Origin of the sequence: Massilia sp. MP_M2, assembly GCF_039123635.1 — a bacterium.
In the GTDB taxonomy this organism is placed as follows: domain Bacteria; phylum Pseudomonadota; class Gammaproteobacteria; order Burkholderiales; family Burkholderiaceae_D; genus Telluria.
In genome coordinates, this window is record NZ_JBCHJF010000013.1 from 1 (window position 1) to 14,528 (window position 14,528).

24 protein-coding genes are annotated in these 14,528 nt (G+C 56.6%); 20 read left to right on the forward strand and 4 right to left on the reverse strand.

Annotated elements, in window-relative coordinates:
- The 8 genes from RCH14_RS21925 to RCH14_RS21960 form a co-directional block, all read left to right on the forward strand.
- On the forward strand, nucleotides 1–186 hold a 186-nt coding region (locus RCH14_RS21925), incomplete at its 5' end, for a hypothetical protein (RefSeq protein ID WP_343028219.1).
- Nucleotides 187–441, forward strand: coding sequence for a hypothetical protein (locus tag RCH14_RS21930; RefSeq protein WP_343028220.1), 255 nt, complete (start codon nucleotides 187–189; stop codon nucleotides 439–441). It begins immediately after the preceding gene.
- 20 nt (nucleotides 442–461) lie between these two features.
- Complete coding sequence (locus RCH14_RS21935; protein WP_343028221.1) at nucleotides 462–848, forward strand: hypothetical protein; 387 nt, start codon at nucleotides 462–464, stop codon at nucleotides 846–848.
- A gap of 35 nt (nucleotides 849–883) precedes the next feature.
- Nucleotides 884–1,075 carry a hypothetical protein gene (locus RCH14_RS21940; protein ID WP_343028222.1) on the forward strand — a complete coding sequence of 64 codons (192 nt, stop codon included), beginning with the start codon at nucleotides 884–886 and terminating at the stop codon, nucleotides 1,073–1,075.
- Between the two features lie 21 nt (nucleotides 1,076–1,096).
- The gene (locus RCH14_RS21945) at nucleotides 1,097–1,588 is read left to right on the forward strand and encodes a hypothetical protein (RefSeq protein WP_343028223.1); all 492 of its coding nucleotides are present in this window, start codon (nucleotides 1,097–1,099) and stop codon (nucleotides 1,586–1,588) included.
- 3 nt (nucleotides 1,589–1,591) lie between these two features.
- Complete coding sequence (locus tag RCH14_RS21950; RefSeq protein ID WP_343028224.1) at nucleotides 1,592–2,104, forward strand: DUF2726 domain-containing protein; 513 nt, start codon at nucleotides 1,592–1,594, stop codon at nucleotides 2,102–2,104.
- A gap of 292 nt (nucleotides 2,105–2,396) precedes the next feature.
- Nucleotides 2,397–2,714 (forward strand): H-NS histone family protein, encoded by a 318-nt coding sequence (locus tag RCH14_RS21955; protein WP_343028225.1) that lies wholly within the window; start codon nucleotides 2,397–2,399, stop codon nucleotides 2,712–2,714.
- 14 nt (nucleotides 2,715–2,728) lie between these two features.
- A complete protein-coding gene (locus RCH14_RS21960) occupies nucleotides 2,729–2,974 on the forward strand; it encodes a hypothetical protein (RefSeq protein WP_343028226.1) in 246 nt (81 codons plus the stop codon).
- Between the two features lie 175 nt (nucleotides 2,975–3,149).
- Here RCH14_RS21960 and RCH14_RS21965 read toward each other — a convergent pair whose 3' ends face one another.
- The 4 genes from RCH14_RS21965 to RCH14_RS21980 form a co-directional block, all read right to left on the reverse strand.
- Nucleotides 3,150–3,584 carry a hypothetical protein gene (locus RCH14_RS21965; RefSeq protein ID WP_343028227.1) on the reverse strand — a complete coding sequence of 145 codons (435 nt, stop codon included), beginning with the start codon at nucleotides 3,582–3,584 and terminating at the stop codon, nucleotides 3,150–3,152.
- Between the two features lie 217 nt (nucleotides 3,585–3,801).
- Entirely contained in the window at nucleotides 3,802–4,089 is a 288-nt protein-coding gene (locus RCH14_RS21970) for an HU family DNA-binding protein (RefSeq protein ID WP_343028228.1), read from the reverse strand.
- Between the two features lie 11 nt (nucleotides 4,090–4,100).
- Nucleotides 4,101–5,714, reverse strand: a complete 1,614-nt coding sequence (locus RCH14_RS21975; protein WP_343028229.1) for an FtsK/SpoIIIE domain-containing protein — start codon at nucleotides 5,712–5,714, stop codon at nucleotides 4,101–4,103.
- Nucleotides 5,715–5,761: 47 nt separating this feature from the next.
- Nucleotides 5,762–6,028 (reverse strand): hypothetical protein, encoded by a 267-nt coding sequence (locus RCH14_RS21980; RefSeq protein WP_343028230.1) that lies wholly within the window; start codon nucleotides 6,026–6,028, stop codon nucleotides 5,762–5,764.
- A 285-nt stretch (nucleotides 6,029–6,313) separates the two neighbouring features.
- Here RCH14_RS21980 and RCH14_RS21985 point away from each other — a divergent pair, with 285 nt between their 5' ends.
- The 12 genes from RCH14_RS21985 (at nucleotide 6,314) to RCH14_RS22040 (ending at nucleotide 14,495) form a co-directional block, all read left to right on the forward strand.
- A complete protein-coding gene (locus RCH14_RS21985; RefSeq protein ID WP_343028231.1) occupies nucleotides 6,314–7,297 on the forward strand; it encodes a hypothetical protein in 984 nt (327 codons plus the stop codon).
- Between the two features lie 123 nt (nucleotides 7,298–7,420).
- On the forward strand, nucleotides 7,421–7,690 hold the full coding sequence (locus RCH14_RS21990) for a hypothetical protein (protein WP_343028232.1): 270 nt from the start codon (nucleotides 7,421–7,423) through the stop codon (nucleotides 7,688–7,690).
- 34 nt (nucleotides 7,691–7,724) lie between these two features.
- A complete protein-coding gene (locus RCH14_RS21995; protein ID WP_343028233.1) occupies nucleotides 7,725–7,907 on the forward strand; it encodes a hypothetical protein in 183 nt (60 codons plus the stop codon).
- Nucleotides 7,908–7,915: 8 nt separating this feature from the next.
- Nucleotides 7,916–8,134: a hypothetical protein gene (locus RCH14_RS22000; RefSeq protein ID WP_343028234.1), complete on the forward strand. Its 219-nt coding sequence runs from the start codon at nucleotides 7,916–7,918 to the stop codon at nucleotides 8,132–8,134.
- A 76-nt stretch (nucleotides 8,135–8,210) separates the two neighbouring features.
- Nucleotides 8,211–8,570, forward strand: coding sequence for a hypothetical protein (locus tag RCH14_RS22005; protein ID WP_343028235.1), 360 nt, complete (start codon nucleotides 8,211–8,213; stop codon nucleotides 8,568–8,570).
- 605 nt (nucleotides 8,571–9,175) lie between these two features.
- On the forward strand, nucleotides 9,176–10,111 hold the full coding sequence (locus RCH14_RS22010; protein WP_343028236.1) for a hypothetical protein: 936 nt from the start codon (nucleotides 9,176–9,178) through the stop codon (nucleotides 10,109–10,111).
- Nucleotides 10,101–10,517 (forward strand): hypothetical protein, encoded by a 417-nt coding sequence (locus tag RCH14_RS22015; RefSeq protein ID WP_343028237.1) that lies wholly within the window; start codon nucleotides 10,101–10,103, stop codon nucleotides 10,515–10,517. Before RCH14_RS22010 ends, RCH14_RS22015 begins: the two co-directional genes overlap by 11 nt.
- On the forward strand, nucleotides 10,501–11,298 hold the full coding sequence (locus RCH14_RS22020; protein ID WP_343028238.1) for a hypothetical protein: 798 nt from the start codon (nucleotides 10,501–10,503) through the stop codon (nucleotides 11,296–11,298). Before RCH14_RS22015 ends, RCH14_RS22020 begins: the two co-directional genes overlap by 17 nt.
- A 119-nt stretch (nucleotides 11,299–11,417) precedes the next feature.
- Nucleotides 11,418–12,002: a hypothetical protein gene (locus tag RCH14_RS22025; RefSeq protein WP_343028239.1), complete on the forward strand. Its 585-nt coding sequence runs from the start codon at nucleotides 11,418–11,420 to the stop codon at nucleotides 12,000–12,002.
- A 28-nt stretch (nucleotides 12,003–12,030) separates the two neighbouring features.
- The gene (locus RCH14_RS22030; protein ID WP_343028240.1) at nucleotides 12,031–12,444 is read left to right on the forward strand and encodes a hypothetical protein; all 414 of its coding nucleotides are present in this window, start codon (nucleotides 12,031–12,033) and stop codon (nucleotides 12,442–12,444) included.
- 3 nt (nucleotides 12,445–12,447) lie between these two features.
- The gene (locus RCH14_RS22035; protein WP_343028241.1) at nucleotides 12,448–13,269 is read left to right on the forward strand and encodes a hypothetical protein; all 822 of its coding nucleotides are present in this window, start codon (nucleotides 12,448–12,450) and stop codon (nucleotides 13,267–13,269) included.
- Between the two features lie 71 nt (nucleotides 13,270–13,340).
- Nucleotides 13,341–14,495 (forward strand): hypothetical protein, encoded by a 1,155-nt coding sequence (locus tag RCH14_RS22040; RefSeq protein ID WP_343028242.1) that lies wholly within the window; start codon nucleotides 13,341–13,343, stop codon nucleotides 14,493–14,495.
- The last annotated feature ends 33 nt before the right edge of the window (nucleotides 14,496–14,528 follow it).

The following is a 14,528-nucleotide window of genomic DNA, read 5'->3' on the forward strand; positions in this document are numbered from 1 at the left end:
ATATTTATGCAAGTGACGATTAAAACCGACTCCGAAACTCTGGCTGAACTCGACCTTACGGTCGAACAGTTCGAGCATGCAGCCAGTCAGGCCCTAAGCTCGTTTTCTCATCCTGAGACTGGTGACACGATTTATTTCAATGGGGTGAGCGTGGCCGTGACACTGGCTGATCCAAAGGCTGCTTGAATGTCCCGGTTCAATGGAGTAGAGCTGACTGCAGACGCGATGCAGGAGGCTCGTGAGCAATTCGCAGCCAATTCTGAGGCCTGCATTGCCGAGGTGAAAAGCGGCGATGTAAAGGTGAATGATCCCGAATCCTATTTCGTTTGGATGCAGCAGCTCGCCGCTGATGCGTTAGCGGGTCGCAGTGATCACACATTAACTTTCCTGCAGCGAGCATATTTCATTCAAACCGGCGAGTGTGTCGCACTACTTCCATAAAATTTAACTCAAGCTACTTTATGACTATCAAGGAAATTGATCGCAAGATCACGACAGAATTCAGGGCTTCTGTGTTGGCTCATATTGCCGATACACTCCCCGCCAGCGAGTGGGATCGCTTTCGTGTTATTGCGGCCGACCCAGCAAGTGCGAAGATTCAAGGCCTGCAGTCGCTTGCGCATGCTGCTCCGGCCGAGCTGGTCGCTGCCGCGATGTCTCAGGACAACTTGACGCTCGACGAATCGATCCCGCCTCCTTATCGGCCGCTAGTCGAGGTGGTCGCTTCAGTCGCTGGGATGCCTGTCTACTACGTGGCGGGCGAGGGTGTCTATCTGTGGGCGGCTGATAGCAGCAGCGATGTCCTGAGCGTCTGGCTTACGCATCCCGCTTATCCACCAAGCCGGTAGGTCCGGTGACGAATCCGCTTCCAAGCCCAGCCGAGATGCTGGCGACGGTGCTCGCTGGCCGTGGCGAAATCAACGGACATGCGCTCAACCACGATCAAGAGAGCAATGTCGTTTGGGTGACTGATCCATACGGCAACGACTCCGGCATGCTCCAGCCGAATGAAGAGTCGTGCGCCCGTTTTCTGGATGCGATGGAATCGGGCAGGTCGTTTGGCTTGGAGCCGTAATTTTACTGAAACTGGAATAATATGAAAAAAGCTCTTTTTGCAATTATGTTGTCGGCCATTGTCTATCCGGCATTAGCAGCCGACCCCGAGGTGTTTGCGCTTCGGCTTTCGATGTTGCAAGGTGATCGTGTGGTCACGAACTGGACAACCAGTGCAGGAATGGGGCACCCGGCCGAAGTGAAAAGCTTGGAATACTTGCAATATGATGAAGCGTGTACTGGTGACAGCAATGGCAGGCCGCAGTTCAAAAAGGCCCAGATTGAACTGGGACTGAATGCCACTATGCGTCCCGTCCTGCGCTCCACTGAAGGTATTGCCGTGCAGGTTGATCTGCGTCACGTTGACCTTAATGGCATGAACCGCAAGAGCTTAGCGGGCGGTTGTGGCGTGGACCTACCATCGACCCATGTCATGTCGATATCGGGACACATGGTCTTGCTCCGCGCCGGGCAAAAAATCCAGCTCCCAGCAGGCAGCGATGATAAATATCGCTTCACTCTTGAGCGGATGTGACCCATGGACAAGATTTTCAGTATTGGTATTGCGTTGGCGGTTATCATCATCGTAATCGCTGCACTTACTCCGACCAAGCGTACGCCGACTGCAGGTAGTTTCAGGGCTAGAAAGCTGGTGTCCGATAATGAATCGGAATTCTTCGGCAGGTTGGTTGTTGCATTGCCGGAATTTTATATATTTCCGCAGGTGGCGATGTCCGCCTTGCTAGAACCGTCCAGCGGCATTGCGAAAAAGGCACACTCCGACTTTCGGAAGATTGCCCAGCAGCGGGTTGATTACGTCATCGCCAACAAGCAAATGGAAGTGGTTGCGGTCGTCGAGTTGGACGACATAACCCACTCGCGCGCGAAAGACCAGCTCCGCGATAGCCGTCTTGAACAGGCCAAGATCAGGACGGTGCGTTTTCAGTCTAAGAACAAGCCAAATGTCGCCGCGCTTCGTTCTGCAATCCTCGGACAGACGCCTGTCAGTGATAGCATTTCTGTTGCTTCGGTCCGGTCAACGAAGTCTTGACGCGATAAGTTTTTCAATTCCGGCGTGCGCACGCTACCCGGAATTGCGTTTCTTGATCCGAGCAAAAAAGTAAATTAACTTGACACCGTAGCCGGAAACGGTATTATCTGAGGAATCAGGCTTGTCCTGATTCGCGTATTGAGATCGCGGGTAATTTTTACTGCAAGGCAGCTATAGTTGCGAATAATAATCCGGGATTTTTTTGAAAAGTCCGCGTTAGAGAACAAGCTACTTTATTCCGTTCTGGCCGGATGCCAGATTTAAAAGTGAGGTATTGATGGATTTGTCGAATATGAGCCTTGCCGATCTGCGCAAGCTCGCGCAGGACGTTCAGGCTGCAATGGATCAACGCAAGAATTCTGACATCGCTGCTGCTCGCCAGCAGATCGAAGAAATCGCAAAATCGGTCGGCATTCCGCTGCCAGAGCTGCTCGCTGGTCGCGAAGGCAAGGGCGCAAAAAAATCGGGCGGTGGCACTGGTAGCGTTGCCGTCCGTTATCGCCATCCGGACGAAGCTTCCCAGCAGTGGACTGGCCGTGGTCGCCAGCCGCGCTGGGTCAAAGAATGGGTCGAATCCGGCAAGCCGTTGGCGGACCTGCTCGTCGCTTAATGCAAGGGGCCGTGGTGTCGGATACTAAGAAGCAGGGCGGTAATTACGACTACACAGGCCCGGAAAGGCTCAAGCGCATGCGTGAGAGCGTGAAAGAGGGTGGTGGGGGGCGTGTAGACGCGCTGCTCGAAGGTGACGAGATGGCCTTTATCGACAGCTTGATCGCGAAGGGGCTGGTCAAGAGCCGCAATGCTGCCGTGAAACGGCTTGTGCGATTGGCGATGGACACCGAAAGCACTGCAACTCCACCAACCAGTTGATGTCTTGATGCGCTTGAAACGGCCTGCACACTCTGCAGGCCGTTTCCGTTATGGTGAGCCTTTACGGGGGGCGTGAGCCCGGCAACGAAAAGCAGCCGGATCGACCGAGCAACGCGAGGGTGCCATGACGCGCAGCGTCATTCGACCGGAGACAAGCGCAGCGCGTCAGTGCCAACTATTCTGACTTCGGAGCGGCAGCAGGTTCCGCAATCGGCTCGGGATAATTTTCCCGCATGTACTCTGCAGCTTGCTCCGCGCTCTCGACTTCTAGCAGCGTCCGCATGCCGCTGTCCGGGCGCTGCGGCATCACTACCAGTGCCGACTTTAGCTCGCCGTGGTAGAACACTGGCCTGCCACGATATCCAACCCATTTAGCTTGTTCTTGTTCGGCCAGTACACATGCGTCCTCGTAGTTGTCGGCGACGCCGAGATGGGTAGAGCGATCCCACGCTCCGCCGTTCAGGCAGCGAACCATGATCCTGCCGTCTGGCAGCGAGATGGCGTAGGGATGATCCCACCACGCGTCCAATTCCGCCTTGCTGCGCTGCTCGTTCGGGGTCTGGTCGAATCCAGCGCGCAGTTTCGGGTCGAGGGGTATTTGCTTTGGCATGGCTGTTTTGGTTTGGTAGGTTGTGTGGTGTCGCTGGGATCGACAGAAAGAGGCCTCTAGGCCGTTGTCGCTTGCCAGCCTTCCCGGAATCCTAGCATCCAGTCGTGAAGGCCGTACGCGGCCGTATAGGACTCCCTGTAGTGTTCGGCGGCTTCCTCTCCATACGCCACCGACATCGCAGCGCGGATGCTCACCAGTACGAGCAGCCGGACCATCGTCAGGCCTGCTGTTCGGTTGCCGTCTTTTTCTTGAATTCGCTGCCCGCCGTGAAGCGCGGACGCCGCACTGCCGGTATCGCGATCTTCTCGCCAGTGTGCGGCAAGAACCCCGGCCGTGGTTTCGAAATGATCGCTTCGAACAGGCCGAAGTTCTGCAGTCGTACCGATCCGCCAGTAGCGACGGTGTCGATTATCGTGCTGAACACACTCGTAACAATCGCTTCCGCTTTTGCTTTGCTGATGCCGTGCTTGTCGGCGATGTGCTCGACCAGTTCTGTTTTGTTCATGGCGGTTTCCGTTATGCTGCGACGATCTTGATGTCTGCCATCGGCGAATTTTCACCGGCTGTCGTGATGCTGATCATGGCAGTATCTTTGGGCCTGATCAGGGACAGTGGGTTGACCTTTTTACCGCTCGCCTTGATCGTCACCATGTCCAAGCCCAGCTTGCGCCGCATCGGCTCACGGTACATTTCCGGGCATCCCAGAACCACTTTCAGGCCGCTGGACATGAGCAGATCGTCGGAGAAGTGCACGAACGCCTGCGACGCCAGAATGATGCCGATGCCGAATTTCCGAGCTTCCTTGACGATGCGGTTGATGATGTGGTCGCCATCGTCCACCACGAACTTGTGGGCCTCGTCGAGTAGGATGAACGTGTCGGGGCCGTCCGCCTCTCCGCGTGCCTTGGCGATCGCGAAAATGTGCTCCAGCAGAACATCGACGAACAGGACCTGCTCAGGGTCCGAGAGGTCCCGGATGTCGTAGCGCTTGACAGGAATGCCGGAGTCGTAAAGAGGGGGCTTGCCCTTGAAGATGCCGCTACGCTCCAGCGCTTCGATGCGGTCGAAGAGGCCTTTGACTGCATCTGCGCTGTCCCACAAGAGCAGGTCTTCCAGCTCGTGGCCGTTGTCGAGCTTTTCCATGCCGTCCTTGAACGCGTCCATGGATTCAGCCTGTGCTTTGCCGAGCTGGGCCTCCAGCTTGTCGAGATCATCCTGCAATGCTTCGTTTATTTTCTTCGTGCGCAGACGCGCGCGGGTCGCGGCCAGCTTCATCACTTTGTCGAGTGCGCGGATCGAGGGCGCGCTCTGGCCGGTTTTCATCATCACCAGCCGATCCCACAAATGGCGACGAACATCGGCCAGCGTCGGGTAACGCTTTGCATCGCTCGTACCCCAGCGCTCTTGCGCCTCGGCTGCGCGCGGATGGTCTTCTGCCACTTCCCAGAACTTGGTGCTGCCTTCGCCGTTGAACTTGAGGCCGTAATCGGCCTTGAGCGATTCTTTTTCGGTCTGGTTCTTGTCAAACCAGTTCAGGTCTGGCAAGGCGATCATGCCCGGCCGTGGCGTCACGACGCGCGCTGTCTTTCGACGTGGATCGTAATCGAGCGTCCATGTCTTCGGGTCTTCTTGCAAGAAGCCGTGCTGCTGGTACAGGTCCATCAGCATGCGGAAAAGCGCGGTTTTCTGCTTCGGTCCGAGCACGCTTTGACGCTCAAGCAGGTTGATGAATGAGTTTGCGCGTCGGCGTGGGCCGATGCCCGGCAGCAGGTCAAGCGGCGGCAGGCCGTGGGGCGTGTGCTCGCCAAATTCGATGGTCTGGACGAGGTTGTCTGGAATAGGGTGCGTCCGGTGCCGTGCAATGTCGGAGAAATCGCCAAGGTCGCCGTGCACGTCGATGGTGTGAATATGCGCGCCTTGCTCTGCAAGGCTCAGGATGACCCGGTTGAGTTGGTGCGATTTGCCGGAGCCGCTGGGACCGGCCATCAGCATGTGGCCGTTGATGGCCGCGCTGCTGTCGAACGCGTAGTGCTTGTCGAAGCGCGAGTGTTTCCCGAACGGGATGATGATTGTCGGCGCGCGCCGCTTGTGGCGGACCGGGACATGGTTGTCAAAAACAGCTTGGTTCATATTTTACTTTCGCTCGTTACGTCAGTGACTAGAGTCCATGCTAAACGTCACTTGTTGCGGATCACAATGGTGGGCAGTCCACGCACAGCGTCATCCCAATGCATGGCACGGTCGGCGTTACGGGCGAGCTTGCTTACCCAGTTTTCGGTAACGCCCCAGCGCTCTGCCAGAGCGCGATAAGTCCAGCCGCGCCGCCCGATCTCAGCCTTAAACTCTTCTGGCGTAAAGTTTTGTTTTGTCGTTGTCTTCATGAAGTGCCCTAGCCTGATCAGAAGTTCTGACCGCATCATCATTTGTATGAGCGCAACAGTCATGGTTTCTTGATGGCAAAGTAGGAGTGGAGTATTTGTGTACGGATTATAATACTATGCTTTAATGCGCACAATGAGTAGCAATAAGGACGGGGAGTGTTGTTAAAGCCGTACGATACACCCGCCGATGTCAGTATCTTACTCCATGTAATAGCTGGCGAGTAGTTCCCTCAGTGGATATGTGGTTTCTTTTAAAAAACATGGATTATAGTCTTGACTGTGCGAAATAGCGTGTGTACTATAGTCCATATCGAAGCACAAATTAACCATCTGGCAAAGGAAGAGATCATGGCTGGCAAATCCCTCAAAGTTCAGGCTGAAGCTAAAGTCGAAGGCGTCAAGAAGCGCACGACTTTCCAAGTTGACCCGCGTATCCTTCAGGAAGAAGAGGGATTCAACCTGCGCGACTACGATGATCCAGACGTGATCGCGCACATCGAATCGTTTGCCGAGTCGTATGCCACCGGCCGCTACGTTCCGCCACTACTGGTTCGCGTTCGTGATGACGGCAGCATCGTCCCGGTCGAAGGCCACTGCCGTCGTCGTGGTGCACTTCTCGCAATCAAGCTCGGCGCGCCGTTGCCGTTCGTTGACTGCGAAGAATTCAAGGGGGGTGACATCCAGCGTAACGGCGTGATGCTGCGCTCCGCCGAAGGCCTGAAGCTTAAGCCACTGAAAATCGCACTGGGCTACCTGCGTCTGCAGCGTATGGGCATGAGCAATGCCGAGATTGCTCAGGATCAGGGCAAGACCCCAGCGCGTGTCGAGCAGATGCTGCTGCTGGCGAACGCCAACAGCGATGTGCAGCAGCTCGTCAAAGAAGGCAAAGTCGCTGCCGAAGCTGCAATCGAGGCGCTGCGTGCGCACGGCGAGAAGGCTGGTGAATTCCTGACGGGCAAGTTCAAGGAAGTCACGGAGCGCGGCGAGAAGAAGGTTACTCGCGGCTCCCTGAAAGATTGGGTCCCGGCTCCGAAGGTGGTGACTGGTCTGATGGGGTCTGTGCAAACGGTCGTCTCGGCGCTCGACAAAGGAACGCTGACCATGCTGGCGAAGTACGAAGCCATGAGCCCGGATCAGCTTAAAGCCGAACTCGTCGGAAAGAAGGTCGAGATCGATGCTGCAGCGCTGCTGGAACTGATCAAGGCGAACGGCGCTGTTGCCGATGCGAAGAAGGTCAACGACACGAAGCAGTCGCAGGCCAAGGCCAACGCTTCGCAGATGTCCATCGAAGGTGCTGTGGGCGAGGGCGAGCGCGACAAGGAAGGTGAGTAAACGGCGAGGTGGCGAGCCCGGAAAGCTGCTTTACCGTCAAGGCAAAGCGCCGGGCGAACCCCAGTTGTTCGCGTCATGCAGAAAGTAGTGGCGAAGGTGCCGCGACAGATTTAGGACATTGAAATGAATCTCTATGTGAAGCTGGAAGGTAGCGACAATACCTATCTTACCTACCCGTGCTTTGGTTTGCTCCACATTCTCGAAGTCGGGACGACTGGAAGCATCATCGTGGCGACGTTCCGAGTATTGCAGGACGGGATTCTGTCTGCGCCTGTGCGCGTTCAAAACGCGACGTTCAGCTACAGCCCGAATGCGGCCAACGACGGGCATACCGCTGTGGTGGAGCTGATGAGGCGACAGGGTGTCAAACTCGGTGACTATGCCCAGTCCTGAGCGTGCTGCGCCGAATGGGGATGGCAAGTCGAATTTGGAAATGCTGCTCGCGTTTGCCGTTCGCGCTTATCAGCTCGGCGAGGAAGACGCGGGCAAACAACGGACGCAAGCAGATGTTTTCAACGCGGTTCGGTTCAGCCTACGAAACGGCTATAAACCCGTTGTTTGGCAAGCCTATAAGGCAGGTCGTTTTGCGGCTGAGAAGGGCGATCAATAAGGACAATCATGCGAAAAGATCAAATAACAGCGGCCTACGGCAAAGTTTTCGATGCGCCCGGCGTTATTAACGGCAGCGGGAAAGTGCGTTTTGTGGGGGTGTGGCCTACCGGTAACGTGGCTGTCAAGCGCTCAAGCGATCCGGATAGCTTCGGCCCGCTCACTGTTTCGCCAGAAAAAGCCCGGCCTCTGACGCAAGCGATTGAACGCTTGTACCCTGCAAAGTAATCGACCTGAAGAGAATGAGATCATGACCCTAGATGTATCAGCCATCACAAAATGCCGGGAGTGCGGTAGCACTGCCATGACGTGGAATACGTCCATCGCCACTCGCTCGAATGTCCAGCAAGGGCGACTGAATACCAGCGACGTGGAGTGCCTTTTCTTCCTCGGCTGTGATGGATGCTCGGAGACGTTAGCAACCGTCAGCGCCGACAAGGTGGCGGGGCTGATGAGCAACGAGATTGCATCGTCTGCGCCGCCCGCACCTATCGAAACGGTGGCGATCACTGAAAAGAAGCCTATGACCAAGGCCGAGATGCAAGCCCGAATCGAGCTTCTCAGCGATGAGATGAACCATAACGACGAAGAAAATCGGGACATGCAGAGCGAGATCGACGGCCTGTACAAGAAAATCGACGCACTGCCACCTGACGAGAACTAGCATGGGCGTGTCAGAAATTCAGCAGCATCACGCTGACTACGTGAGCTTTGCGAGGGCCAAGGGCCACCCGATGATGACCTATGCTGTTCCGTGCTGTGGTCAAACAGTGGAAGGGCGGCTGGCTCCAGCGGGTAGGCTGTGGGACTGTCTCTGCTCCTGTCCGCACTGCGGCAAGATGTACCGAAAAATCAGCACTACCGAGTCAGTGGTCGGCAAGATGCCTGATCCAGTAAATAGTGTATTAGCATAGTGTTGTTGTCGCCAGACAATATCCAAAAGCTATGATTACAGTTTTCTAACAAAACAGTTTTGTCAATTGTTCAAAACGGCTTCGTCGAGTAGAATCGGCGAGGCCGTTTTATTTCACCACGTCAACATACGGAGGCCCTTGTGGCTCAACCGATTTCTACTGATCAACCTTCCGCAGTACCAGCCGCCAGCGTCAGCCGTACAGTCTGGCTCGCAATCCGTGAGGCGGTGACGGGGCAGCGCTATCGTGCAACCGAAGCATTGCTGACGCGCCCTGCGCAAGCGCGGCCGACTGCGCCTTCAATCACGAACTCGCATCGTCCGGGGTTACAGCATGCAGATGAAGGACCGGGCGAATGAGCGGAAAGTTCGATCCCTCAGCGCTCTTTAGCGTCGAGGCGTCACTCGATAGCGAGACGACAGTCGTTGCGGTCGGCGACGACGAGCTGCGCCGCATTCACGGCCCGGACCTGCGCCGCAAGGCAGCAGGCCTCAAACTGGCCGCGCGCATCGTCGGCATGGCGATGAGTGAGCAGGGCGAGCTGGATGATGCCGGTGTCCTTGCCAGCATGGAAATGCTACTTGCCCGTATGGGGGCGTTACGCAAGTCGGTTGTCGCGGTAATCGGTGCAGGACGCTCCGAGACTGATTTTCCTGCTGTGTTTAATTGCGCGACGAATGTCGCTATCGATCTGCTGACGGAAGAGTGGAAGTGGACGCGCGTCGGCAAAGCGGTCAAGCCATTGACGCCAGAAGCGCTTGCCATGCTCTTGGAGCGTGCTGCAGGCGAGGGGCCAATGTTCGATGAAGACACGGCCGAGGTGTTCGATCTGGATACCGTGCGACGACTTTGTATCGTTGAGGCCATGCCCAAGCTTTGGAATGTGACCAACCTGTTCGATTACTACCAGCCTTCGCGCGATTTGATGGTGGCCCGCCTCGCGCGCGCTGTCGCTGACCGGGCCGAGGGACACGTCCTCGCTCTGTGTTCGGATACCACGCCGACTTTCGCGCAGCGCGCCCTTGTGCACCGCGCCTATGCCGCCAGCACGGGCCTGATGTGCGAGGTCTACAAACAGGCAGCAGCGGACGACGTGCGCGATCTGCGCAGCATGCCTGAGCTGGATCGCTCAGTGCTCTTGCAGCAATACGCCACGACCGGGATGAAATACGACCACATTATCGCCCGCCATAAAGCAGTCATGGATCGTGCCATTGACACCACGAACTTGATTATCGAGGCGCAGCGCGACCAGCCGCGCCGGACCATGGAGCAAGGCTATGCAACGTGAAGACCTTCAGGCGCAGCTTGCGCGCCTTGTAACTGGGCTTGCCACCGAAGAGATTGGCAAGGGCAATGATTTCTTCTACGGCGGCTCGAAGCTATATCCCGATGAAGTTGCCGATTTGATGCTGCCCAGCATCGTGTGCATCGCACAGGATGTCGCAGCACGTGTTGGTCTGGGCGGCTTCGGCTTTGTATTCAGGATCGGGCAGGGCTCACCGTCGAGCTTCCCACTGGTGATGGAGCGTGAGGACGACACAAAGCGCTTCTTCGAGATTGCCCCATTTGTTGTCGAGGTTTTTGAAGCGGAAGTGGTGGAATGTCGTCACGACCTTGTAAAGCTGTTTGAAAGCGCTGCCCGCCTTGTTCAGTCGGATTTCCGACTGGAAGGCGGTCTTGGCGATTCCTTCTGAAAGGGACCGGGAAATGGACGTAAAACTGGATGCGGCCGACAAGGCTTCGACTCGCAGGGAACTGACGCTGCAGGAGTTGGTTATCCCCGACTTGCAGCTCATGGCCGCTTCGGGTAAGTACGACCAGAATGTGCTGCTCTGGCTCCAAGATGCTTATGTCGTCCGAGGCATGAAGGATCATTTCGACGAGCTGTTCGCTTTCCACCGCGATCTGGCAACGCAGACCGAACTGACCGACGATGAGCGCTGGTGGTGCAAGGTCGAATTTCTCGGCAAGATCACGCGCGAAGTGTACGACGCCGAGAAGATCAATGGCGACGGCGCGCGCCGCCCTATCGAAGAGCGCTATATCGATGCAGCCCGGACGTTCTATCAGGCCGAATCTGTGGTATATGCCGGGCAGCTCGAAGAGCTGGCCGAGTACATCAAACAAGCGTTGGAAGCTGGCGTCAAGCCCGATCTAGAGCGGTTTGCGCGCGAAGCATACGTTAGCATGTCGCGCATGTCCGATTCGGTGTCGAAGCTGGAGAAGCTGCCAAACAGCAACTCCCAGCAAATGATGAAGATGATGAAGCAGGGCATTGAAGCCATCAACTACGCGGTCGTGGCAACACCCGGTCAGCCGATCCCTGCCGGGAAGATGTTGTTGCAAATCGTCAACGATATACAGAAAAACCCGCATCGCTACATCGAGTTCAAACAGCCTCAGCGGACTATCAGGGCGAACCCTGTTTCGTTTGAACCTGCGCGGCGAAATGAATCCGCACCCGAACTAAATTGATGGCAAAATAGAGGTTAGAAACATGCAACGACAAAATTCTAACAAGAAAAAAGAAATTTGATCTTTTGCATGTGTGCAATTACAATTGCTCCTGTAAAACCATCCATAAAGGTTTCGAAATGACTGCATCCCAATCCCTTGCGAAGATGGCTGTGAAAGCAAAGGCCTCCGCATTCGGTAATTACATCGATCCAGAGCGCATGCTCGCCGATCTCCCGAACATGGTTCTGGTCGAGCTGGACGTGCCGGAGTATGAGCGCAATGGGCTCGGTGGCATGGTTGCCAAGACTCTGCGCTATGAGTTCGTTGATCTCAACCAGCACGGCTGCGAGGCGATGTCCATTGGTGCAGAGCGCTCGCGAGCGCACATGATTTACACCGACATGAAGCCAGTTGTTGTCGGCACCCTCAAGGATGTCGAGGCGCGCGCTCCGGATGTCGCGAAGTTTCTGATGGAGCGTCGCTACGGGCCCGAGATGGTGGCAGTGGGGGTCTTGCGTGCTGCTTCCATGGGCCTCGGCGTCGCAACTGCTGACGAGCAGGCCCGCCTTGTCGCATTCCTCAACAAATACCATCGCCGAGCCACGTGGCTGGAGACGCATCCGATGGACGTGCGCATGGCGAACATGGAAGCCATGATCGGCGAAGGCGCGGCTTTCGACTGGGCGCGCATCTTCCCCACTGTCGAAACCGGTGAGCTGTAATCCATAACTCCCTCGGAAGGAACATCCCATGACTACTACCGCGTTGACGCAGGAAGCACAGGCGCTGCGCGCGCTTGTGCGCGAAGCGATGGCCGATCTCGCCATCCCAGAATCGACCCCGAACAGTGAGCCGCCCGCGCAGCGGGAGGACGGCGTGCTGGAGTTTTACAAGCACTGGCGCGTGCGTGGCGAGAGCGCGGTTTCCGGGCTGTTCGCCACCTATTCGGATCACGCTGACCTGATCGAGTTCGGGTTGACCGAACGCGATGGCGACATCGTGACCAACGTGCTGCAGGCATCGATTGTTCTCGACGGCGGTGAGTTCAATGTCGTCAGCGAAGTGCGTGACGACTTCAACTTCGATGTCATCGTCACCCCGGAAAAAGCGCAGCCGCTCAATGATGCCCTGCGCTTTTTTGTCACCATTTTCCGGGGCGCGTGATTCATGGCGAATCCTGACAAGGTGAAGTTCATCATCAGCCACAACGGCGACAGCTCGGTGGGGGTCGCGGGCGAGAAGGCCGAAGTGCTGCTCGACGCAAGCGGCTTTAACGCTGAAGACCGCGCCAATTTCGTCGAGAATGCGCGCGACTCGCTTGCAACAGCGTTCGCCTCGATCTGGGAATTCAAGCCATCGGTGCGCACTGAGGCCGAGCTGCAAGCTGAAGCGCCGTTCGAGGGCGGTAGGCTGCTGTTGCAGGGCGAGAAGGTACGTTTCGGCCGCAATAATGAGCGTGAGATCGAGGCATTCGCTGGCCTATTCCGGTATTCCGGTTTTGGCTCTGGCACCTATTACGGTCTGACGCACAAGGTGTTCACTGACTTGAACGAAGCGCAAGAGCTTGCCCAAAAAGAGGGGGTCAAGCTGATCAATTGGGATAGCGAGAATGCGTGGAACCACGACTACGACCACATGATCGAAGCGCGTCGCGCCGAGCAAGTCGTTGCCGCGAACGATTCCACCGCTCAGCGACCTGATTCAGCCCAGCCTGCAGGTGTTCCATTCACAGTCATCGGCCATGACGAGTACGAGCGCACGCTGTTCATCGAGCACGTTGTCGCTACCGATGGGCTCAATGCGTTTGCCGTGGCTGCGTCGAAGTATCCAGAAGCCGAGTTTTCGGTCGCTATCGAAGGAACGCTGACCGAAGAGGGAAATGTTCTCACGCTGCCGGGTGAAGGTCTGGTGCCAAGCGGCGTGATCCTGACATCGCCAGACGTGTTCGGTACGGCGCAGGAAGCCAATGACGGGCCAGACGGTCCATAAATCCAACTCCGCAACTAACATCGAACGCTGGTCGTCAAGCAATTTGCGGTCGAAATCTGAGAGAGAGAATCATGGAAAGAACTTACTATTTCAAGGCTGATCGTCGCGAAGGGCGCGAGGGGTATTACGACATCTACAAAGGCCCGAAGGTGATCGACCATGCGGTGACGTTTGATGATGTCATCGGCCGCTATCCGGATGCTATTCCGGTGCCGTGGCAAGTTACCTACCAAGAGATCGCTCACAGGTTTGACTTGTGGGATGCTTATTGCCGTCGCACGATGCCGCTGACCAAAGAGCAGTTCGATGAAGGCTCGCCAGCCGACCGCTTGACGAGCATGATGTACCAAGGCGGCACCGATAAGGACGTGTTCAAAGACAACCCGCGAAAGCTTGGGTTGAACGGGGAGCAGGCTGAGTGGGTTTGGAGCGTTCAGCACGCCACGAAAATGGACCTGCATCATGCTATCGAGCTGCACGAACATATGGCTGATCTCACCGCCAAGCACTTCGCGCTGCACGTCATCGCTCATCATCCCGATAAGCGCCTCACGACGGGTCATAGCATCGCATGGGGGCAGGTCGAAAAAGATATGTCCGAAGCGGTTGACGGTCTGGATGGCATCACCGGCATGGTCTTTCGCCGTTGGGATGTCGTCGCTACGAGCGGCATCAAGTTCGACTCCGGCCTGACCAATGTGCCATCGGTTGGCGGCGTCTACACTATGTGTCTGGACGACGATGTGGTTCCGAATTTGCTCAAGGAGCCCTTCTGGACCGAATACGAAACGCGTGCGCGCAACGCCTCGATCACAGAGACGATCAAGACCCTGCAGGCCACCCGCGACGAGTGGTCACGCACCGCCGCCCGGTCCGACAACAAGCTGATCGGCGAGCGCAACATCATCATCGATGCGCACTGCCGGGCGTTCACCCAGTACAGCGAAGACGGCAAGCCGATGATCAAGCTCGAATTGCCGAATGCCTCGCTGACGGGCGTCTCGCACATGGATGCCGCTAACGCCGAAAAGGCCAAGGCATTCTTGGAATCGTCGGTCCCCGATGCTGCGCCGTTCGTGATCTGGGATTTCGAGACCTACGCCAAGAATGAAGTCGCGACGAACAATCGCCTGATCGACCAGCTCAAGCAGCGCGCATCCATGGATGTTGAGCCGGTCGGGAGCATTGCGGTTGCGGCCCCTGCCGACGAGCTGGCCGGTCCTTAATCCTGATTTCGGCGGTGATGGTCATGCAGGCCA